Consider the following 21152-nt stretch of genomic DNA (forward strand, 5'->3'; position numbering starts at 1 on the left):
ATGACCTGCGCTCCGACCGCTGTCTGCCGAGAGGCCACCGCATGATCAATTCTGGCACCGGGTGCACTTCGCGCGATATTCTGTGGGGGCCACGTGGCAGTGTTAATGCTATGTGTGCGATCGCCGCGGCTCCCGAATGGACACCCTCGACTTCACATCACTCGACCTACTTCCAGGCATCGCCTTGGTGCTGGATCTAGGCGGACGTGTCGTCCACTCCAACCGCGCTTGCGCGGAGCTGCTGGGCCACCCCAGCGCGGGGCTGCGTGGCCAGCCAATCGCAGCGCTGCTCGCCGACCCCCAAGACGCCGTGTGCGTGCAAGCCATCATCGAGGCGCTCGAGGCCGGAGAGCCCGCCAAGACCTTCGAGTGCGGCTGGATGAGGCCCGGGGGCGAGCGGCGGATCTTTGCGATCTCGGGCGCGATCGCTCCAGGCCCCGACGCGGGCGAGGCCTTGCTGGTGCTCACGGGCGTCGACGTCACGCAGATCGTGTGCCGCCGCGAAGAAGATATCGTTCGACTTAGAGCGCTGCTCGAGCAGGCGCCCGACGGCATCTTCATCGCCGATCTAAACGGGCGCTTCACCGACGTGAATGACGCGGGGTGCCAGATGTTGGGGTACGCCAAGCACGAGATCGTGGGCAAGCCCATCATCGACGTGATCTTGCCTGAGGACGTTGAACGGATGCTGCGATCCCGCACGCAGATGCTGGGCGGCGCGGTGGAGGTGGGCACTTGGTTGCTGTGCAAAAAGGATGGCTCGCACCTGCCCGTCGAGGTCAGCACGAAGCTGCTCCCAGACGGTCGCTGGCAGGGTCTGGTGCGAGACATCACCGCGCGGCTGCAGATGGAGTCCGCCATGCAAGACAGCATCATCGCCAGGCGGGCGATCGCGGCGCGTGACGAAGTCCTGGGTATCGTCGCGCACGATCTGCGGAACCCGCTGAACATCGTGTTGCTACATTCAGAGATCCTGCGGCGTCGCGGCGCCGAAGCCCCGAAGTCACTGGTGGCGATCCGGCGGGCGGCGCTACGAATGAGCCGGCTGATCGGGGACATGCTCGACGTGACCGCGCTCGAGGCAGGCTCGCTCGCGGTCGAGCGCGACGAGGTCCCGGTGCGAAGCCTGCTCGACGAGGCGATCGACACGGAGTCGGATGCTGCCGCGCGTGCCCAGCTTCAACTGCGGATCGAGGCCCCCGAGCAGACGCCGGCCCTGCTCGCGGATCGAGATCGGCTGCTGCAGGTGTTCGACAACCTGATCGGCAACGCGATCAAGTTCACGCCCGCCGGGGGCGAGGTCGTCGTCGGCGCGCAGCATCAGGACCAAATGGTGCAGTTTAGCGTGTCCGACACGGGCGCTGGCATTCCACCCGACGAGCTCGCCCATGTGTTCGATCGCTTCTGGCAGGCGAAGAAGACCGACTCGCGGGGCGCCGGGCTTGGTCTGCCGATCGTCAAGGGGATCGTCGAGGCCCACGGCGGGATGATCTGGGTGCAGAGCGAGCCCGGCTGCGGGACAACCTTTTACTTCACCGTGCCCACGAAGCTCTAGAGCGCCGATCAGTTTGGAGTCGCGGCGTCAGGTGCGTCTGGGGCCGTTCCTGCCTAGGAGGGAGGCCGAAGCTGTATCCGGCATACTGCGAGCGCCGACCGACAACGGCAGGGGCGGTCCCAGATGTGCCTGGCGTCGTGAATTCAAACTGATTGGCGCTCTAGCAGCCCGTGCAGCCCGTGCAGCTAGCAAGAGCCGCTCAGAGCTCCCGGAGCACCACCACCGAGCCATCGCTGAGCTGCACCGCGACCTCGTCGTCGCCATCTCCGTCGAGGTCGCCGGCCGCCGCCCCGGCGACTTGCGTGAGCGGCGTTGCAACGGTCAACCAGCAGCTGCCCGGACCGAGCGGGTCGACGTGCACGCCAACCTGCGCAGCGGGGCTGCTCAGATATACGACATCGCCGCTGCTGTCGCCGTCGAGATCAGCCGCGATCGCGCGCACGGGCGTGGCAGGGATCGTGGTCTCCGTCAGCAGGCCGGCCGTCGTCGAGTGACGGACCAGGCTCCACTCGCTCGACGACGAATAGTGCTGCAAGCTCAGAAAGCGCGCGTCGGTGCTCGAGCTCACGCTCACGATGAGCTTGGGCTCGCCCGCATCGAAGAGCGTCGTGACCAGCGGGCCCTCGTCGATGCCAAACAGCGACTGATCTTGCGGCCCGCGCAGCGCGTAGCCCCCGGTGGGGGCGTCGCGGTCCAGGACCGCGGCGGCGAGCACTTCGGTCAGGATCAACGCGATCGGGACCCCGGAGCTCTGGTCGACAAACGCGCCGCCTGGACCCCAGATCAGCAAGTCGTCGGGCAGACCGGTCGCGTCGAAATTACCCGACAGCAGGCCGGTCGTCCCGGTGATCGGTGAATCCTCGATCGTCGCAGCGACGAACCCGTCGGCGCCGTTAGAGCCGTGGCGCCACAATTGTTCATCGACGAGCAGCATGAGATCGCTGCCAGGTTGAGGATCGAAGGCGCCGGCGATCATGGACTCGATCGCTGGCGACGTTGGGCTGCGGGCGCTGGTGATCGCCGGACCCTCGAGATCATGGAATACATGGAATTCGTCCTGCGTCGCGACCACCAGCTCGTCGTCTCCGTCGGCGTCGAGATCGACGAACTGCAGGGCCAGCGCCGAACCAACGAGGGGGATCTGGGTCGCGCCGATCGTCAGTTCGGGGGCACAGGGCGGGGGCGGTGCGCCAAGGCTCTCGCAGTAGTTGCTCACCGAGCACAGCTCGAACGCGCCGCAGTCCTGGTCGAAGTAGCATTCGTAGTAGGGGTGATGGCCGTCGTCGTATCCCCAGTAATTACAAACTCCGGCCTCACAGGTGTAGCCCGTCTCGCAGTCGGAGTTGGAGACGCACTCCGGCCCGGTGTCGTCGGTGTCGTCGGTGTCGTCGGTCTCGCCCGTGTCGAGGGTGTCGCCTGCGCTGCCGTCCTGGCCGATCGTTCGAGCGCCGCAACCAGCGACGAGCCCAACACCCACGACGATGTTCCAGATGCGAGGGTCGAGCTTGGCGTCCACGGCCTATCGTATCCGATGACGGTCGAGGGCCGCGGCTGACCTTCGTCAGCGGTGCTCTCGTCCGCCGTCGCGGTCCCCGGCGGTCGAGTCGCCGCCGCCGTTCGAGCCCCGCACGCCACCAAGCCCGCGGCCATCGGGGCTGCGAAGATCGCGTCCGGTGATCGCGTAGGCCGTGAAACACGGCGTAAACGTCCGGTCCGGCGCCGGCCGCCAAGACGGGCAGCCCGCATCCAGGCACTCTGGTAGGGTCGGCCCCCAGTCGTGAAGCCAATTCAAAGCGCAATCGAGTCCCTCCAGGCCAAGGGCGGCTGCCCTCGCCTGCACGTTGACGTGACCCACAAGGACGCCGTGTGTCCAGACTTCGTACGGGAGCAGTGGAAGGAGCGCCTGGTCATCGACCTCGACCCCAGCTACCCGCTGGAGCTCGAGTTCACCGGCCTCGGTGTCGAAGCCAACTTGTCGTTTGGCGGCTACGTGACCCGCTGCACCTTCCCCTGGGCTGCGATCTACGTCGTCGCCGAGCGCGAGAGTGGAGGCGGTCGCGTGTTCGAGCAAAACGTCCCGGCGTCGCTGCGGGCCAAGCTCGTGCCCGCGGGCGTCGACCCGTCGCTGACCAAGGTCAGCGACAAAGATCGCACCCGGGGTTCGCGTCGCCGCAAGCGCAACCGGCCAAGCAAGGAACCGGTGAAGTTCGGGCTCGCGGCGGCCGAGGACAGCAGCGACGAGACCGAGACCGAGTCCGAGACCAAGGTCGAGGTGCAGGCCGATCAGCAAGAGGTGAAGGCCCGTCGCGCCACGTTCACCGTGATCGACGGCGGCAGCTGAGCGGAATGATCGGCTCCTGAGACCGGGTGTATACCCTCCCGCGTGTTCGCCCACCTCACGCTCGCGGTGAGCTTGATGCTTCGCCCGCCGGTTCAGCGCCCGGACGAGCGCATGGCGGTCAGCTGGGAGGCGCCCAGCGAGTGCCCCGACGGCGGCGAGCTCCTCGACCAGATCGAGCGCTTCGCCCCTGGTGTCTCGATGCGGGCGCCCACGGCTTCGCTGCGTGGCACGGTCGAGCGCAGCGCGACGGGCTACGTCGTCGCGCTCACCTTCACGAGCCCGGAGGCCGCGACCCTTCATCGTCGGTTCGAGTCGCGCGAGTGCGATGTGCTCGTTGGCGCGGCGGCGCTGCTCGTGGCCGTGCTCCTCGATCCCATAGCGAGCGCGCAGACCGTTCAGGGTCGGGTGACATCCAAGCCACAGGACGAACCCGAGCCCGAGCTCCCGCCCAACCTGCAGCCGGAGCCAGAGCCGGAACCGGAGCCGGAGCCGGAGCCGGAACCCGAGCCCGATACGCGCCCGCTGATTCGAGCGGCGGTCGCCGAGCGCGGTGGCGAGCGGCGGGCGTCAGCTGTCCGCGCGGCGCTGCGGCTCCACGTCGGCGGCGGCTATGGACCCACGAACACTGGCGCGGCGATCCTCGGTGGTGGCATCGCGCTGCTCGGCCCACGCTGGCGCGCGCAGCTGGACGCGAGCTGGGTGGTCCCTCGGGTGATCCGATCTCAGGCCAACGTCGGCGGGGTCTTCGACGGGTGGTTCGTCGCCGGCCGCGGCTGCTTCGTGCCCGCGGTCGGTGCCCGTGAACGCGTCGAGCTGCCGGTCTGTGGCGGCGGCGAGCTCGGTCAGATCCGCGGCCGCGGCGTCGACGAGCTCCCCGTGGTCAGCGAGGCCAGCTTGCTGTGGGTCGCCCTCGCGCTCGGCCAGGGTCTGTGGTTTCGCCCGATCGATCGCCTCGCCGTGGGTCTCGATGTTCAGCTCGCCGTGCCGCTGCAGCGCGGGAGCTTCATGGTCGAGACCGCCGAGATCCAACACATTGCCCCCGTCAGCGTCCGGGGCCTCGCTGGCGTCGAGCTGCGGCTTCCGTGACCGCGTCGTTGCGGCGATCCATGATCGAGCGAACGGATCGCGGACGAGCCGGCCATGGGGATGCGATGGGGTCAGCGACCCGCAGCGCCGACGCGGAGTTCGCGGCGGCTTACCGCGCACACGTCGACTTCGTCTGGCGTGTGCTCGCGCGTCGCGGTGTTGATCCCGCTGCCCTCGAAGATGCGACCCAAGAGGTGTTCGTGGTCGCTCACCGGCAGTGGGGGGCGTGGAAAGATCGGGCGACGATGCGCGCGTGGCTGTACGGCGTCGCCCGGCGCGTGGCGTCCACCCATCACCGCGGCCAGCGACGTCGCCAACGCAAGCTGGCCTCGTTGATCCCGCCCGAGGGGCAGGATCTCGAGGCCAGGATCGAGGGGCGTGCGCGCCTCGTCGCGCTGGCCCAGGCGATCGACGCCCTCGATCCTGTCCACCGTGAGATCTTCGTGCTCGCCGACATCGATCAAATGACCGCGCCCGCGATCGCCGAGGCTCTGGGCTGCAACCTCAACACGATCTACACGCGCCTTCGTCGGGCGCGGGCGCGCGTCACCGAAGCCATGACCGCGCGTGAGCTCGACGAGCCCAATCAGGAGCGACAGCATGCAAAATCTCGATGAGTCGATCCGCGCGGACCTCGACCGTCTGCGGGCCCTCGCCCAGCCCGACGGCCCCACCAAGGATCGGATCTGGACTGGCGTCGCTGCGCGACTTGGGCCGGGTCCCGATGACGGTGGCCCCGATGACGGTGACGGTGGTCCCAATGACGGTGGCTTCGAGGGAACCGGTGGTGAGCTTGGCCTGGGCGCGAGCGGATCGCAGCTTGGCTTCGCGGCCAAGGTCATTGGCGCAACGGTTGGGCTCACGGGGGCCGGGCTGCTGGGTCTGCGCGTGGCTGCGCTGGGCTTTCACGCGCTCGCGCCCGCTGGCCCAGCCACGCCGGACGTCATCGAGCAGATCGAGCCGACCGCTCAGATCGAGCCGACCGCTCAGACCGAGCAGCAGCTCGAGCAGGCCGCTCAGACCGAGCAGCAGCTCGCGGCTCCGACGACGACCCGCGAGACCACCGCAGCGTCAGCCAAGGATGTCGCTGATGCGCCGACCCAGCCGCGCTCGGGCCCAGCGTCCACGTCGAAGGCGGGGCCGAGCGCACCGGACACCGACGCCTTGACCGCCGAGCTCGCGCTGATCGAGCGGGCCCGTACAGCACGCTCGGCGGACGAGACCCTCGCGCGGCTCGACCAACATCGCCGCGAGTTTCCCCGCGGGCAACTCGCGGACGAGCGCGAGCTCCTGCGGGTTGGGGCCCAGTGCGCCCTCGGGCAGCTCGACGACGCGCGCAAGACCGCCGCAGCCTTGCGCGCGGGGGGCCGCATGCCCGCCGCGCGACTCATCGAAATTTGTCCGGCCCTGAGCGAATAGTTACCGATCGAGCCGGCCATGAAAGAGGCAATGAACGAGCCAATGATGCGATCCCACCTGCGCTTCCCCACGCTGCTCAGCTTGGCGACCGGACTGGCGCTGACCCTCGCCGCCTGCGATGGACCCGACAAGCAGATTGGCCAGCTCGATGGCGATTCGGGTGCGTCGGGTGAGTCGGGCGAGTCGGGTGAGTCGGGCGATTCGGACGAGTCGGGCGATTGGGACGAGTCCGGGGACAGCAGCGACACATCCAGCAGCGATGACACCGGCGCCGACGACAGCTGCGCCCCAGCCCTCGCGGATCTCCAGCAAAAGCTCGCCGACGAGCAGGACAACGGCAACAGCTGCGCGCTGGTCCTTCGCTTTACCTACGAGAGCGCCGAGTTCCTTGGCTGGCATATCAACTGTGCGCCGCCGACTCCCGACCTCAGCCTCGATGAAGCGCAGATGATGAGCGCGTGGCCAGGCGACGACGAGAGCGGGACCGAAGACGCCTACGTGCTGTACACGGAGCCCGGTGACTTCGGCGGCGTGACCTACATCAGCAAGCGCTCGGGCATGCTGTTCGAGGGCAGCATCGTGTGGGGCGGGATGGGCGACATCCTCCATCCCGAACATGTCGAAGACCCGCTGATGCTCGGGACGGGCTGCCTCGACACCCAGCCGCCAGCGGCCGTGGAGGTCTGGGCATATAACTTTGTAGGTGGCGATCTTCAGGTGCTCCCCGACGAGTCATCGGCGGTCTGGGATGTGCTATGGGACACGGCCGCGCTCTACGCTGTGACCCCGGGGTCCACGATCGCCATGATCGCGTATCCCCGATCAGTCGGGGACTTCGTGTCAGACGTGGCCGAGTTCGTGGTCATCATCGACTACCCGTGATCGCGCGACGTGGTGAGCCCTCGGAGCCCGTTCGCTTCGAGGCCGTTCTGCGACCAGCTGACCGATGGGCAACCCCTCGGCTCGGTGTTGGGCTACCGTGAGCCCGTGAGGTCCGGCTCGCACCAGGTGTTCCCCGTGCTGGCCCTCGTGCTCGCGTGCCGGGCCGATCCGGTCTCGCCGACCTCGAGTCCGGCCACGAACCTGGTCGACGAGCGAGCGCCCATGTTTTCGGACATTGTCGTGTCGACCAACTACGGCTGCGTGCTCCGGGCCGACGGTGCCGTGTTGTGCTGGGGTCAGGACCCGACCCACGCTCGCGCGGCGCCCGTGGCCTGGACCGAGGTCTTCGAGATCGACGGGCTGTCCGATGTCACCCTCCTCGCCGCGAGCGAATACCTGTTTTGCGCGGTGTCCGAGCCGGGCACGGTGAGCTGTTGGTCGACCAAGGAAGCAGGTCCGCGCCGTCACATCGATGTGTTCGGAGGGGTCCCAATCGTCGAGCTCGCGGTCGACGACGACGTCTGCGTCCGCTCGGCAGCGGGCGAGGTCAGGTGCTGGGGCCACGAGGCTCACGATGCCCAACTCGTGTTCGATCGCGCCATCGACATCGATGTCGGGCCCCGCGACGGCTGCGCGCTCGATGCCGCGGGTGAGATCTGGTGCTGGGATCTGGGACAGCCCGACTCATCTCGCCACGTGGCCACCTTCGAGGGCGCAACCTCGGTATGGATCTCTCACGCCTCGCTGTGTGTGCGCCGCCGAACGGGTGAGGTCGCGTGCCGCGACCGCGTGGGTCCGGGGGCAGCCAACGGTGGGCTGGACCCGCTCGATTCAGGGGAGCTTCGCTCGCTGGCACTGGCCGAAGACCACGCCTGCTACGTCGTCGCGGACGGCGCCGTACGCTGCTTTGGCAACAACGCCTGGGCCCAGCTTGGCGCGGGTACGACAAGCCAGACCGCGGACGTCGTCACCGTCGCGGACGTCACGGGTGCGGACGCGGTCGCAGCCGTGGCCAAGCTCAGCTGCGCGCTGACGGGCGACGCCGCGCTGTGCTGGGGCACGCGCGGGCGTGGTTGGCGCGATCGGCCGACCGTCGAGCGCAGCGTCGTCATCCGCGACGCGACCAGCCTCGTCGTCGACGCCGACTTCACCTGCGTGACCACGACCGCGAGCGAGGTGCTGTGCTGGGGCTCGTTCCACCATCTCGACTTCGATGCCGAGGGCCTCGCCCGCGCGGCGACGCCCACCCCGGTCGGCATCGATCTCGGGCCGCTCGCCAAGGTTCAGGATCGCTGCTTGCTCGATCGCCGCGGCGAGTTGCGCTGCTGGAGCATCGGGGGTGTGTGCGCGGTGACGCGGGCAACGGTTGGCTGCGGTCCGCTGGCGATCGACGCCCGCTACAGCGACGTCAGCGACTTCGCGCGCGGGAAGATCGACTGCCTGATCCGTCGGGGCAAGCTCGAGTGTACGGACACCTTCGGCGACCATGAACCGCTCGCAACCCCAGCCCTGCGTGACGTGACCCGCGTCCACACGTCCCCGTTCTCCTCGCGTGTGTGCGTGGTTCACGGACCTGGCCATGTCTCGTGCTTCCCCGTGTCGCGGCCGCGTAGCGACGACCCTGTGAGCATCGGAGCGGCGGTCCGGGTGCCCACGCTCTCGCAGGTGGAGTCCCTGTTCGGGGGACCGGGGTCGACCGACTGCGCGATCACTCGCGAGGGGCAGGTTTGGTGCTGGGCTGACGGCGATGCGCCCACGCGCGCCGATCTACCAGCCGGCGACCAAGGCGTGCACTACGGCGACGCGACCTGTGTGCGAACCTTCGACGGTGAGGTCGCGTGTAGCGACGCGCTTGGTCAGCTGACCTGGCTGGACCTCCATGACGTCGCCGAGCTCCGCGGTGGATCAGCGCACGTCTGCGCCCTCGACCACCAGGGCGTCGTGACGTGTATTGGCGATGGCGGGTCGGGCCAGCTCGGCACGACGCCAGCGGGGCTGATGGCCACGCCCGTCCGCGTACAGCTGACCACCGTGGCCAACCAGGCTCGGACTTCACAACCCGCCAAACTCCATGCGCGAGGCGACCGTGAGGGCGTTGAAGCCGACATGAGTCAAGATCGCCGCCGATAGCCGCCCGGTTCGCCAGTACACATATGTGAACACCAGCCCCATCGCCAGGTACCACGGCATCAACACCAGGCTCTGGTGCTGCAGCGCGAACGCCAACGTCGCCAGGACCCACGCCGCGCCCGCGGAGATCGGCATCAACCGACGAAACAGCAGCCCGCGGAACAAGACCTCTTCGATGATCGGCGCGGTCACGACCACCATGATGATCAGCTCGATCCGTGCCGCCGGATCGCGCTGATCCAGGTTATCGAGCACGCTCGGCTGGTTCGTTGGACCGAACAGCCAGCCGAGCACCGCCGCGATCGCGATGACGGTAGCGGTCCCAAGGGCCACGGCCAACAGCGCGATCCCGATCGACCGCAGCCACGGCTCGCGCTCGGCCGGAGTCCGCAACATGGGCGCCGGTTGACCCCGGCGCACCCGCCAGCGCTCCAGCCCCCAGTACGCCAGGATCGTGCTCACCATCAGGATCGTGCCCCAGCTAAACAACCACTGCGGACGCAGGCGCGCGACGCCGGTCCAGATCGCCAGCTGAGCGATGGTGAGCCCGACCAGGCCCGCGAGGGCGAACAACAAGAGCTCGCCGCCGGTCGCTTGGAGCGTCTTCGCCAGGGGCCGGCGGCGTGGGTCGGCGTCCATCGCGGTCGGAGCATAGCCCGGTGACAACGCCTGTGCGGGGTGGCGCGAGAGCGGAAGAGCCCGATTGCGGAGGCGTCTGCGTGACCCGCGTACTCCGCGGCCGCATGACCGATCTTGCACCCGCATGGCACGGAACGATCGTGCGCCACCACGACAACCTCCAAGCCATCCCTACTACTACCTGACCCAGGCCTTGCGCGCGCTCGATCCCGAGGACCCGCGTCGCTTCGCGGTCTTGCTCGAGCGCGAGCCGATCCTGCGCGCGTGGGGCCGACGTGCATTGTCGTCGCGCGGCTCGGCGATCCCGAGGCCGCGCACGTGCTGCTGACCGACGCGGCCAAGGTCGCGGCGCGGCGCGGTGATACTCGCACGCAGCTGCGCGCCGAGGTCCGACTCGCGCGCGTGCTCGTGACCACCCCCGTCGACGAGCACGGCGTCGCGCATCCGACCGACGAAGCCGTGGCCGAGGCCGACGTGACCGCGACCACCGTCTACGATCGCGACCGCGCCGAGGGCCTGCGCTCGAGCACCGCCCGGGCCGCCCACGTGCTCTCGCTGATCGCCGAGCGCCGCGGCGACGTGGACAAGGCGATCGAGCTCGAGCGCGACGCCGAGCGGCTGATCCGCGCCGGGGCTGCGCCGCTCGACGGCGTGCGGTCGCTGCATCACCTGGGCGTGCTGCTGCGCCAGCGCGGGCGCGAGTCCGAGGCCCGCGCGCTGCTCAGCGAGGCCGCGCGGGCGGTCCAGAGTCGGCTCGACGATCTGCGCGATCACGATCTGCGCGAGGGCTATCAGGCGCTCTCCGACGTGCGCCGCATCCTCGCCGACGGCGGACGGTACTTAGCTCGCGACTACACGGGCGTGGGCCCTGGGACGAAGCACTCGCGCGGTGAGATGCACACGCTGCCGTTACAAGTCTGGCTGTCCGGGCAGTGCTCATTGCCCGTACACCACTTGTAGCAGCCCCCACAGTCGTCGCTGTAGTACCCGTCCGGACACGACCGCATCTCGGGCGGAAGCGGCATGCCGCACTGATTGTGGCCAGCCTCTTCTGGACTCGCGCACTCCTGGCCCTCCTCACAGTCAGCGTCGGTCTCGCACGCAGAGACAGGTCGCGAAGCAGTGGGATCGCTGACGACCGTCGGGCTGGCGACGGACGGAGTATCCGCGGACGGAGTATCCGTGGCTGGAGGCGCGTCCTGGGCTCGACAACCAAAGGTCAGCCCCAGCACGAGAGCAACGATGGACACACACGACCACGAGCGACCTGACGAGCTTTGGTGCACGCCGCAGTCTAGCGGATGGCGGATGGCATTTATCTGGAGCTGAGCGGCTTGCGTGCTAGGCGGCGGGTGCGGATCATCTTGGGATGAGCAAGGCCGCGAAGAAGAAAGTCGGCAAGAAGAAAGTCGGCAAGAAGAAGGCGGTCAAGAAGGCTGCGGCGAAGAAGAAGCCGGCGGCGAAGAAGAAGCCGGCCGCGAAGAAGAAGCCGGCCGCGAAGAAGAAGCCGGCGGCGAAGAAGAAGCCGGCCGCGAAGAAGAAGCCAGCCGTTAAAAAGCAGCCAAAGAAGATCGGCCAGTTTGCGATCGCCCCCAAGCTCGACGTCTCCGACTTCATCCTCGAGCCCTTCCAGACCCGCTTCCCGATCCTCGGCGACGGCTTCTCGCTCGAGGTCGTCCGCATCACCAACTTCGAGTGGGGCGGCGGTCTCGGAGCCCTCTGCCGGCTCCGCGTCGGCGAGCACACCGAGGAAGCCCGCCTGTGGCTGCTCGGCCGCGAGCAGATGGACTCAAACTGGGACGAGGTCCAAGCCACGCTCGATCGCTGGTGCGCGCGCGTGCGTGCGATGTCGGCCGAAGCCATCCAGCGCGGCGGCATCGAGGCCCTCGAGCCCTGGGCCCCGCTCGATCCCGACGAGCTCGAGCGCCGCTGGGCCGAGTACCTCGCGACCGCGCGCCCCGAGACGCCCGAGCAGACCGAGCAGCGTCGTCGTGCAGCGCTCGAACAGGCCTACGCCGCGTTCCCGCGCTTGGCCGAGCACGTGCAATCGGTCTGGGGCCTGACCTTGCCGCGCACGCTCGCGGTCTATCACGCGTTCCACCTCGCGATCGCGTCGCTCCCCAGCGCAGTGCACGAGGCCTCCTGCACCTGGCCGGGCGGCATCATCGAGCGCCTCGGCCCGCGCGGCTGGGAGCTGCAGCTGCGCGACGGCCTCGACGAGCGCGTGCATGTTCGCTTCCGGCAAGACCCGCCCGAGATGCTCTCGTTCGCGTGGGGCAACAGCGACGGGCAGCACTTCGGCTTCTGGTACGACACCGCCGAGCAGGCCATCGCGGTCGTGCACAACTACGCGCGCGACAGCGCCGAGACCTGGATCGTCGGCGATCACCCGCTCTCGGTCTGCCGTCAGCGCTGGCATTACGACGAGCCCCCGTCCGGCGAGACCGGCTTCTCGACCCGCCTCTATCTCGAGGAGCTCGAGTGGTTCGAGGCCGAGGAGCAGCGCGTCGCCGGCAAGGCCTCCGCAGACGCGCTGGCCTCCCGTCCACAGCTGCTCGGCGGGCCAGGCTCGATCCCCGCCGCCAAGCTGCCGCTCGACATCGACGGCCGCGTCGACGCGTACCGCAACGATCCCGACACCGTGCAAGCTTGGATGACGCAGGCCCGCGAGCAGCTCGATGCAGGTGAACCCGCGTTCGCGCTGGCGCTCGGTCGCGAGCTGCACTGGTTCGATCACGATCGCTATCGCGAGCAAGCAGGCGCGCTGCTCGTGGCCGCCTACGAGGCGCTCGGTCGCTCAGCCCACGCCGGCATCTTGCGGGCCCACCTCGCGCACCGCGACGAGCCCTCGGTCGGCGTCTACGAGCGCCCCACCGAAGGAGAAGACGACGAGTGAGTCTCCAAGCCGCGCTCCAATGCCAAGGCGAAGCCCGCCTCGATCAGCTCCTCGCTGCCTGGCAGGCCAGCCGTCAGCCCGCAATCGCGGCCGCGATCGCCGAACTCGGAGCAGCGCTCGGTCCGAGCCTCGGCGCCGACCCGCACGACCTCGATGCTTGGCACGCGCAGGCCAGCGCCGCCCCGGCGCGGATCCGTCGCGAGCTGCTCGACCGGCTCGACAAGACCAACTGGAAGAAGGCGCTCGCCCAGCTCGAGGTCATCGCTGGCTGGCCCGCCGATCCTCGCACCGTCGACGCTCTGCTCGCGCTGATCGATCGAGCCCCATACCGCAGCCACCCGGCCCGCGCGTTGTGGGAGCGGGTCTACACGCTGCTGCTCGAGCTGGCCGATCCACGCACGCTCGCTGCTCTGCCCGCGCCCGACACCTACGTCCGCCAGTTTCCGCCCGAGCAGACCAAGCGAACGATCGCCCGCCGACTCACGGACCTGCGCGAGCGCCTCGCCGAGCTGCCCGAGCTTCCGCCGCTGACCGACGAGGAGACTGGGCTGCTCGACAGGCTGCGGCCACTCGCCACCGCCAAGCGCCCCGACGACGAGCAGCTGCTCGCCGACATCTATGCCAACCCCGATGACGACGCCCCGCGTGCCGTGTACGCCGATCTGCTGACCAGCTACGGCGATCCTCGCGGCGAGCTGATCGCCCTGCAGCTGCTGACCAAGCCCGGCAAGCCGCAGCGCGATCGGATCAAGCAGCTCCTGCGCGAGCATCAAATCGCCTGGCTCGGCGAGCTGGCCGACGTCGCGCTGGCCCTGGATCTTCGTTACGAGCGCGGGTTCCCGGCCGCGATCACCCTGGACGGCGGCGCCTCGCAGGCGGCGATCGAGCGGCTGACCGGCCATCGTGCGTGGCGGACCGTCACCGCCCTCGACGTCCGCGGCGATCGGCCGGGCTATGCCGACTTCTTGGCCCACGAGGTGTTCTTCAACCTGCGCGAGCTGACCTCGGTCTCGGCGCTCGCGCTGCGCCGGTTTAATGAACCGGCCCCACGTGCGCTCACCCGCATGGTCGTCAGCGGCGACTTCGAGCATCCCCTGCCGTCGTCGCTCCGCGACAAGATCCTCTCGGGCGTGGGGCTGCCGCAACTGCGGACGCTCGGCCTGCAGTTCTACAACAAGAACGACAATGCGATCGCCCGCGTGCTCGAGTCGCCGCTCGGCCACAGCCTGACGCGGTTCGAGCTCGATCTCCGCAGCGGCGACGACAGCAACTTCCCCCGCATCCTCGCCGCCATCCTGCGCCTCGCTTTGCCACAGCTGCGCGAACTCAGCTGCGCGTGGGGCTTCGCCTACGAGTTGACCCGCGAAGGCGAAGGCTGGGCGATCGTCGCCACCTACGCCGGCTCGAAAGGCGACCGCTTCCACATGCTCACCGATCTGCTCACAGCCCTGCGCGAGCAAGGCGACATCAGTCGGTTGACCAAGCTGGAGGTGAAGACCCCCAGCTACAAACCACCGCCGAAAGAGCTCGTCCGCCTGCGCCGAGCCGCCCGCGGGCTCATGTAATCCAGCCGCCCCCGAGCACGCGATCACCCTGATAGACCGCCGCGCGCTGCCCGGGCGCGTCGCCGAGTAGCTGGCGATCACTGACGGACGCGGCGTAGCACGCGGCGAGTGCCGGCTGGTCGTGGGCGAGCTCGTCGGTGTCGGCATCGTCGAGCTCGTCGAGCGAGCGACCATGACGCTTGCACATGCGGGCGAGTCCCTCGTATGTCCAGCGGGCGACGTCGGCGACTTGCTCGGGGGTCGGCGTCGACAAGGCGTGAAAATGCAGCACGCCAGCGTCATCGCGGACGTACACACCATCGAGCGCGAGCGTATGGAAGTGAACGTTGAGGTTTCCGAGGCAATGCCTCAGACCTGAGTTTGACCTCGAGGTAGACCGCTGGCAGCTCCGCGGTCGAGCCCGGCTCGGGCGCGAGGGACGCCTTCGCTGCCAACGTGAGGACCGCCTGGTGGCCTCGCTGCCCGCACCATGGCACCTCTACGCGGGGATCGGCGCGGCCTCGACGGGGGGACGTTGTCGAGCGTGCAGCTGATCGACCCGCTGACGATCGCGATCGGAATCGCTGCTCGAAGTCGCAACAACATCGGCACGGGACGGATGCTACGTCAGCATGCGCGACGGCAGTATAAAGTGCTGCGAGAGAGCGTGTGGGGGCAATTCCGAGCGCGGGCTGGCACCGGGGTCTCCGTGCATGACCGCGCGGCGCATGCCTTCGGACGTGTGAATGGTCCAGTCATGGAGCGCCCGGAAGAACGAGTTGGGATCTCGTTGCAGCTGAGCGATGTCTTGGCCAGAGCGGGATCGCAAGGCCTGCCTCCCAGCTGACGGCTGTCTACAAATAGTAGCCGCGTTGACGCATCCCGTGCTTGAGTTCGGCTTCCTCGCCGCTGAGGTTTTCATACGGTTCGAGGACCTTGGTCCTCACCCGTTCCAACATCGCCTCCGCCTCCGCGTCCCCGTTTAGGACCTTGGCGAGCGTGCTGCGGAAGTTTGCTGCGCCGCCGCCTTGGCCTGCGAGGATGGTCCGTCCGCCCTCGCTCTCGGCCATGACCTCGAGGATCCGCTCGATGTCGGCGGGGCTCCGCGCTCGCATGTCGCGCTCGAGCGCGTCGGCGTAGTTCTTGTCGCTCGCAAGGATGTTGTCTTGGCCGGGGCCGATCTCGAGGGCGGCGACCTGCCAGTGGTGACCAGCCTTGACCTCGCGCCCGAACACATCGTCGTGGGGATCGTTGGGATCCCCCTCGTACTTGGCGACGTGGCCACGCACCGAGTCCATCGCCTGGATCATGACCTCCGGCTGGTCATAGAATCCGCGCTCCTCGTCCTCCATGGCCGTGAGCCACTTTTTGAGGCCACCTCCTCGGAGGCTGCTGACCAGCGCGTCTTGTTCGTTCCGATCGTGCGCCCAAGTCGCTTCAATCAACATGTCCGACAACTCGTTGCGAATCGTATTCAGGCTCAACCGCCCCGCGTCGGGACCGGCACGTGTGAACCCAGCGAACGCCTCGGCCCGGCGGGTGTTGGTCCTGTCCAACTGCTTGACCACGTTCTTGTGCGCGGTTTTGGTCTTTTTCGGCAGTGGCAAGCTGCGCTTGCCAATCGCCTTCTCTTCACGCCACTCCTGCTTCGCTTCGGGATCTGCCTTCTCCGCCTTGCTCTTGCTCTCCCAGTCGGACTTCGCAATTTTATAGCGATCCAAGTACTGCTGGCTGAGCGTCGCGTCGAATTGCATCGCAATATCCTCGATCTTGGCGGATTCCACGGCTGCTGCGTCCAAGACCTGCGCGGACTCGGCAGCGAGAGTCGCCGCCGCGTCGAGTCCCTCGATCCGGTCGTCGAGTAGCCACAGTAGCCGATCGGGCGCGATCGTCTTCGCTACCAACGACGCTTCTTTCAGCTGCTCGTGTTGGATGACCATGGTCTCGAGCACGGGGTTGGGCAGTTGCCGGCGCAGCTTGCTGGTGTGGAGGATCTTGCCGAAGATTGCCGATCGCGAGGTAAACGCGAGATGGGCTTGTTTGCGCAGCTTGTCGAGATCCTTGCGCGCCTTCGCCAGCGCGACCCGAACTTCGTGATCGGTCAGACCAAACAGTGTCGCGGGAGTATCGACGGTCTTGCGGATCTCCGCCTCGAGGTCATCGGCGCGCTCACGCAGCAACCGGGTCAACGAGCGAGCCTGCCCCGGGCTCAGCTCGGTCGCGTACTTGAGCCGCAGGGTCTTCGGGATCGGCTCGTAGGGCGGCTCGTAGCTGTTGGTATCGTCGCCCCAGCGATCAATGACGATCCGTATCACACCCTGGAAATTCTTGAACCCGGAGTTCGTATAGGCGCTCCCCTTGCCCAGCCCTTTGTAAATGTCGATTGCCAGCCCCAGCGCATGGTCCGTTCCGTGCGGGTCGACCGAGCCGAACATGTGTTGAACTTCGGTGCGCTTGGGAAGTCCACCGAGCACCGCGCGCAAGGTCGCCGCGGCTGCGCGCGCGTTTTCGTCCGAACCGATCTGGTCCACCTCCTTGCCGAGATCTCGGAGCGTCTCGCGTCGTGCGCTGAAATAGGCACGCATCTGAGGCTCTCGGTGCTCTTCCGGGTTGTGACCTTTGACGTCCTCCTTCGCGGCGGCTCCGAGCTCCTGCTCCTCGAGCACGCGGTCCATTTGCAAGAGCTCGTCGAGGATGAACGCGTACGCGTCCTTGCTGCCGGGGATCGCCACTCGAGTCTTGTCGACCTTGGCGCCCTTTTCCATCAACGCCAGTTTGTCGAGCAGCACGGAGGTCGCCTGGCGAAAGCCGCCCGCCGGCACGTAGTGGCCCCGACCTTGGCCCGCCTCGATCGCTGCGACCCCGCTCGCCTGGTCCATCGACACCTGCGCCGCAGCGACGAAGTACACCGCGCGAGGGTGAACGTAGACGTCGACGCCAGCGACGAACACTCGGGGCATGGCCTGGACGGCATCGAGGTAGTCCATGTCCGAGCCCATGCTTTTCCGGCTGAGGTCGTTGAGTGCCTTGACGAAGCTCAGGATGTTTGGATACGTATCCCCCGCACCCAAGTCGTCTTGCCCAGAATTCCACGATGCGATGATGCGGCCCGGGATTATCTTACCGTCCTTCTCGCCGACCTTGGCGCCTCCGCCGGACAAGTTGTGGCCCTGGGATCCGCGGACCTGGCCGCGACGGATCTGATCGAGGGTCCGGAAGGTATCGTTCAAAGTGGTCTGGTCCCAGCTCAACGGCTCAGACAAGTCGCCAATTTGGTCTTCCTTGATCCCCATGCTCAATAGGCAATTTTTGATGCTATCGTGATCCTTCGCCTGGCGCTCTTCATGACCGTCCTCGGCGACGGAACCGGGACAGAACCACCGCATGATGCGCGCCTCCGCTGCGGAGTCGAGGGTCAATGAGCGCATCGCCGTCGGACCGAAGAGCCCGCCACCCGTGGGCGCGAGGGGCTTCGCGCGCAAGCCCCTCGCGTCGGCTGCTGCGAGCTCGGCTTCGCGCTCGAGCGGCTCGCCCGGCGAGCTGATGGTTGCGCCGGAGCTCGGGCTGATGTCCCCTCGTTGATACTGCAAGACATGCGCGGCTTCATGAGTCAGCAGCTTGCGCCCCGTGACGCTGCTCGGCGAATAGGCGCCAGAGCCGAAGAAAATGTGATTGCCCACCGTGAACGCGCGGGCATCGGCTAATCTCGCAGCCCCGGCTGCGGCGGAGTCTTTATGCAACACCGCGCCGTCGACCGGTTGCCCAAACGCTTGACCGAGATCACGGGCGAGCTCTGGCCGCATAGTGCAGGTCCGCTTGGCAGGTCCCCGGCGTTCGTGCAGGCTAGCGGATATGCGATCTCCCTCGCCCAAAGCAGGCATCGCCATCGCGACCGCGCTGTTGCCGAGCTTGGCGAGCTGCCATCCCCCGCCATCGGACACGGCGACGGCGACGGCCTCCGACCTGGTCTCCGAGCGTCCGCGCGAGGCTCGGAGCGTGGGCATGTGCACGAACGAGGGTCGGGTCTACGTACTACGGGACAATGGACGAGTCCACGACGCGAGTATCAGGGACGAGCGCTTTGGTCCGCCGCTGGCGAGCGGGGCCAAGATCGTCGCGCTCGACTGCGGGCGGTTGACCGTGTGTACGCGCGACGAGCAGGGCACGATCAGCTGCATCGACGACCAGGGCCAGCTGCGACCGGTCGAAGGCCTCGGCCCGACTGTCGCGTTGGTCCAAGACTGCGCGATCACGGTTGAAGGTGAGCTGTACTGTTGGGACGAAGAGCTCGACGCCGACCACGTCGGACTGCCCAAGACCAGCCGAGAGTTCGGGGAGCTGGACCTCAACCGCTTGCACCGCGTCGTGCTCGTGCCCGGGGCGGGCTGCGCCGTCCAGACGTCCGGCAGGCTTTGGTGCTGGACTCGCGGCGACACGGACTATCCCCTCGATCTCGGCGAGCCCCACTCGATCAACGACCACACGGAGGAGCGCTACTACGCGCCGCATGTGGTCGCCGAGTTCACCAACCCGACGGGCATCGAGGAGCTCTCGCTGTCGGTGCGCGACGGCGTGTGTTGGCGGATGAAGGGCGAGTGGAGCTGCACCAACCAAACTCGGGGGCGATTCGCCAAGCCCGCGACTTGCGAGACGCTCGACTGCGACTGCACCTTCCCTTGCCCCGACTCGGAGTGCGGGACCCGGCCTTGCGACTGCCGCAGCGAGCGGGTCGACATGCGTTGTGGCTTCACCGGCGAGCTCGAACTCGACGAGCGCTGGAGCGTGACCAGCATGGTGCTCCACGACGGCGAGTGCCTGCTCGACCGCCAGGGGCGGGTCTGGTGCCGGCCCTCGAGCTGGGGCGACGAAGCGGCGCCGCCCCACGAGGTCGTGCTCGACGCAGGGGGCTGAATCGTGCAGGTGCGCGGGCTTGGCCTTGCGATCGTTGATGATGCCCAGCCAGCAGTTGAGCAGGCTGACGGCGCGATCGCTGACGGTGCGGGCGCATATACGGGGCGGGCGTGCGCTTAGACCGGAACGAACCCCGCCGCCAGTTTTTCTTTTGCGCCCCGACCCGTGTGGAAGCGGAAGAAAAACGGCCGTGTGGACGCCGATCCACATTTGCTCACTCTGCGTATGCGACGGTTAAACACGGAGTAAGTCGCGGTTTCCGGTTTTCCGCACGAGCCTCTAAACCAAAATCCACACAGACTCGACAAAAGCGGATGCTGACAGGCCAACATGCAACCCCGCAGTAGTGCCCAAGTCGCCTCTGAGCACGATGGATGGCTTCTTCGACGAACACGAGGCCCTGCACCGGGCGAGGCTGAGGTACCTTTGCCCCGAAACGGGTAGGTGGCTCGTTTCGGACAGCCCGGAGGTGGAGGACGAGGCCACAACACAGGCGGGCTTTCAACACAGCTAGCGACGGTTGTGGTGAGCGTCGCGCGGGGCCCCGCGAAGGACCAGCTGCGCGGGCTCTTCCTGGGGCTTTCGGTGCGCCCAAAGCCCATCCCGACCAGGACTGCCCAGCGAACTCCTGTCGGCCGACTACCCCGAATCGGGCAGGCCGACCCCCGCGGACAGCTTGGCAACCACCGATCTGACGACCATGGTCAACGTGCCGTGTTTCTCCACGGCACGGCGGAGGGCCGCATCGATGTCAGCAAGTCATGGTGAGATACAGATCTACAGCGCCGACGAACTCGCCGAGCTCCTGGGCGTCAACCGCAAGACGATCTACGAGGCCGCCCAGCGCGGAGAGATTCCCCACCGCCGGTTGGGCCGACGCCTGATCTTCGAGCGGGGATCTGGCTTCGCCAAAGCAGCGCCATCTCGGAACCGAAACGAGGTCGAGATGAGCGTTAGGAAACGAAAGTGGCGCGACAAACAAGGGCGCCAACACGAAACGTGGATGATCCATATTGAGCACAGCTGGCCCGATGGGCACAAGCAAACGATCCGCAAGGTCTCGCCCGCGCAGACCAAGATCACGCCGACGTGGTGTTCGAGACCCTGCAGTGCACCCGCGTGGCCAAGCTGCCCTTGTCCGCGACGCTGCTCGAGCCGATCTTGCTCGGCCGCCGCCACCCGCACCCGCGCATGATCAGCGCCGCCGTCGAGCACCTCGAGCTGTGGCCGGTCGCCGAGGCCCACCCGCGCCTCGCCGAGCTCTTGCGCGCCGACGAGCCGACGATCGTCTGGGCCGCCGCGCGCTCGCTGATCCGCGGCGGCGAGTCCCTCGACGAGCGCGTCGCTGGAGCCGAGCTCGTGGCCGCGCGCATCCTCGAGCTCGACGCGGACATCCGCGAGGCTAGCGGTGGCCCGATCAGGCAGCTCTTGCGCGCCCTCGCCAGCGCCGACGACTACGCCCTGTTCGAGCCCCTGCTGCGCGCGAGCGAGTCCGCCTCGATCATGAAGATCGTCGCCGCCGCGCTCACGCCCGCGCTGCTCGACGATCCGCGCCTCGTCGTCCATTTGCGTCGCTTTCGTGACGCCTTCGGCCTCGATCCGCCCTTCGGCTACGCCAGCTTCCTGGTCCGTCACGGCGACCCCGAGCTCGACCGCGACGCCGTGTTCGGCGCCCAGGGGGCGACCGAGCCCCGGGCCGGCTACGAGGCCAAGGCCACCCTCGCCCGCTGCAATGCCCAGGGGATCTTC

General features: G+C 67.7%; 18 protein-coding genes. 14 read left to right on the top strand and 4 right to left on the bottom strand.

All coding sequences use genetic code 11. The annotated features are described in order from the left end of the window. Positions 1-136 precede the first annotated feature (136 nt). Positions 137-1555, top strand: coding sequence for an ATP-binding protein (locus DB30_RS26070; RefSeq protein ID WP_052553800.1), 1419 nt, complete (start codon positions 137-139; stop codon positions 1553-1555). 199 nt (positions 1556-1754) lie between these two features. On the opposite strand, the gene DB30_RS26075 is transcribed toward DB30_RS26070, so the two are convergent. After that, on the bottom strand, positions 1755-3071 hold the full coding sequence (locus DB30_RS26075) for a hypothetical protein (protein WP_052553801.1): 1317 nt from the start codon (positions 3069-3071) through the stop codon (positions 1755-1757). A gap of 261 nt (positions 3072-3332) precedes the next feature. Between DB30_RS26075 and DB30_RS26080 the strand changes: the two genes are divergently transcribed. From DB30_RS26080 to DB30_RS26105, 6 genes are all read left to right on the top strand, one after another. Further along, entirely contained in the window at positions 3333-3896 is a 564-nt protein-coding gene (locus DB30_RS26080) for a ClpXP protease specificity-enhancing factor SspB (RefSeq protein WP_146660654.1), read from the top strand. 42 nt (positions 3897-3938) lie between these two features. Next, a complete protein-coding gene (locus DB30_RS26085) occupies positions 3939-4982 on the top strand; it encodes a hypothetical protein (protein ID WP_052553803.1) in 1044 nt (347 codons plus the stop codon). A gap of 65 nt (positions 4983-5047) precedes the next feature. After that, complete coding sequence (locus tag DB30_RS26090) at positions 5048-5599, top strand: RNA polymerase sigma factor (RefSeq protein ID WP_165703951.1); 552 nt, start codon at positions 5048-5050, stop codon at positions 5597-5599. Then, on the top strand, positions 5583-6401 hold the full coding sequence (locus tag DB30_RS26095; RefSeq protein ID WP_052553805.1) for a hypothetical protein: 819 nt from the start codon (positions 5583-5585) through the stop codon (positions 6399-6401). Before DB30_RS26090 ends, DB30_RS26095 begins: the two co-directional genes overlap by 17 nt. An 18-nt stretch (positions 6402-6419) precedes the next feature. Further along, positions 6420-7283: a hypothetical protein gene (locus DB30_RS26100; protein ID WP_146660656.1), complete on the top strand. Its 864-nt coding sequence runs from the start codon at positions 6420-6422 to the stop codon at positions 7281-7283. Positions 7284-7388: 105 nt separating this feature from the next. Then, positions 7389-9413, top strand: coding sequence for an RCC1 domain-containing protein (locus tag DB30_RS26105; RefSeq protein WP_146660658.1), 2025 nt, complete (start codon positions 7389-7391; stop codon positions 9411-9413). Here the strand turns inward: DB30_RS26105 and DB30_RS26110 are convergent. Beyond that, a complete protein-coding gene (locus DB30_RS26110) occupies positions 9336-10052 on the bottom strand; it encodes a CPBP family intramembrane glutamic endopeptidase (protein ID WP_052553808.1) in 717 nt (238 codons plus the stop codon). The two genes, DB30_RS26105 and DB30_RS26110, sit on opposite strands and share 78 nt — an antisense overlap. Positions 10053-10176: 124 nt before the next feature. On the opposite strand from DB30_RS26110, the gene DB30_RS26115 reads away from it, so the two are divergent. The 4 genes from DB30_RS26115 to DB30_RS26130 all read left to right on the top strand — a co-directional run bounded on the left by DB30_RS26115 (position 10177) and on the right by DB30_RS26130 (position 14513). Next, positions 10177-10380, top strand: coding sequence for a hypothetical protein (locus DB30_RS26115; protein ID WP_146660662.1), 204 nt, complete (start codon positions 10177-10179; stop codon positions 10378-10380). Further along, positions 10317-11012 (top strand): tetratricopeptide repeat protein, encoded by a 696-nt coding sequence (locus DB30_RS26120; protein WP_052553809.1) that lies wholly within the window; start codon positions 10317-10319, stop codon positions 11010-11012. Before DB30_RS26115 ends, DB30_RS26120 begins: the two co-directional genes overlap by 64 nt. 409 nt (positions 11013-11421) lie before the next feature. Next, entirely contained in the window at positions 11422-12948 is a 1527-nt protein-coding gene (locus DB30_RS26125; protein ID WP_052553810.1) for a DUF2228 domain-containing protein, read from the top strand. After that, positions 12945-14513, top strand: a complete 1569-nt coding sequence (locus DB30_RS26130; protein WP_052553811.1) for a TIGR02996 domain-containing protein — start codon at positions 12945-12947, stop codon at positions 14511-14513. The genes DB30_RS26125 and DB30_RS26130 overlap by 4 nt, the downstream gene beginning before the upstream one ends. Here DB30_RS26130 and DB30_RS26135 read toward each other — a convergent pair. Together DB30_RS26135 and DB30_RS41670 are read right to left on the bottom strand one after the other, a co-directional pair. Next, entirely contained in the window at positions 14506-14808 is a 303-nt protein-coding gene (locus DB30_RS26135; RefSeq protein ID WP_052553813.1) for an aminomethyltransferase beta-barrel domain-containing protein, read from the bottom strand. The two genes, DB30_RS26130 and DB30_RS26135, sit on opposite strands and share 8 nt — an antisense overlap. Before the next feature lie 538 nt (positions 14809-15346). Further along, positions 15347-18295, bottom strand: coding sequence for an eCIS core domain-containing protein (locus DB30_RS41670; RefSeq protein ID WP_205633064.1), 2949 nt, complete (start codon positions 18293-18295; stop codon positions 15347-15349). A 49-nt stretch (positions 18296-18344) separates the two neighbouring features. Between DB30_RS41670 and DB30_RS26145 the strand changes: the two genes are divergently transcribed. From DB30_RS26145 to DB30_RS26155, 3 genes are all read left to right on the top strand, one after another. Beyond that, entirely contained in the window at positions 18345-19403 is a 1059-nt protein-coding gene (locus DB30_RS26145; RefSeq protein ID WP_052553818.1) for an RCC1 domain-containing protein, read from the top strand. 748 nt (positions 19404-20151) lie between these two features. Then, positions 20152-20598 (top strand): helix-turn-helix domain-containing protein, encoded by a 447-nt coding sequence (locus DB30_RS43190; RefSeq protein WP_240480330.1) that lies wholly within the window; start codon positions 20152-20154, stop codon positions 20596-20598. Continuing rightward, positions 20493-21152 (top strand): hypothetical protein (locus DB30_RS26155; protein ID WP_165703952.1); only part of this gene is annotated, 660 nt, incomplete at its 3' end. The genes DB30_RS43190 and DB30_RS26155, both read left to right, overlap by 106 nt.

This window comes from Enhygromyxa salina (genome assembly GCF_000737335.2).
Classification (GTDB): Bacteria; Myxococcota_A; Polyangia; order Nannocystales; family Nannocystaceae; genus Plesiocystis; species Plesiocystis salina_C.

Excerpts from the sequence above, each read along its gene's own strand:
- DB30_RS26070 (WP_052553800.1), top strand. The coding sequence starts at position 137 with ATGGACACCCTCGACTTCACATCACTCGACCTACTTCCAGGCATCGCC.
- DB30_RS26090 (WP_165703951.1), top strand. The coding sequence starts at position 5,048 with ATGGGGTCAGCGACCCGCAGCGCCGACGCGGAGTTCGCGGCGGCTTAC.
- DB30_RS26095 (WP_052553805.1), top strand. The coding sequence starts at position 5,583 with ATGCAAAATCTCGATGAGTCGATCCGCGCGGACCTCGACCGTCTGCGG.
- DB30_RS26100 (WP_146660656.1), top strand. The coding sequence starts at position 6,420 with ATGAAAGAGGCAATGAACGAGCCAATGATGCGATCCCACCTGCGCTTC.
- DB30_RS26110 (WP_052553808.1), bottom strand. The coding sequence starts at position 10,052 with ATGGACGCCGACCCACGCCGCCGGCCCCTGGCGAAGACGCTCCAAGCG.
- DB30_RS26115 (WP_146660662.1), top strand. The coding sequence starts at position 10,177 with ATGGCACGGAACGATCGTGCGCCACCACGACAACCTCCAAGCCATCCC.
- DB30_RS26125 (WP_052553810.1), top strand. The coding sequence starts at position 11,422 with ATGAGCAAGGCCGCGAAGAAGAAAGTCGGCAAGAAGAAAGTCGGCAAG.
- DB30_RS41670 (WP_205633064.1), bottom strand. The coding sequence starts at position 18,295 with ATGCGGCCAGAGCTCGCCCGTGATCTCGGTCAAGCGTTTGGGCAACCG.
- DB30_RS26145 (WP_052553818.1), top strand. The coding sequence starts at position 18,345 with ATGCGATCTCCCTCGCCCAAAGCAGGCATCGCCATCGCGACCGCGCTG.
- DB30_RS43190 (WP_240480330.1), top strand. The coding sequence starts at position 20,152 with ATGTCAGCAAGTCATGGTGAGATACAGATCTACAGCGCCGACGAACTC.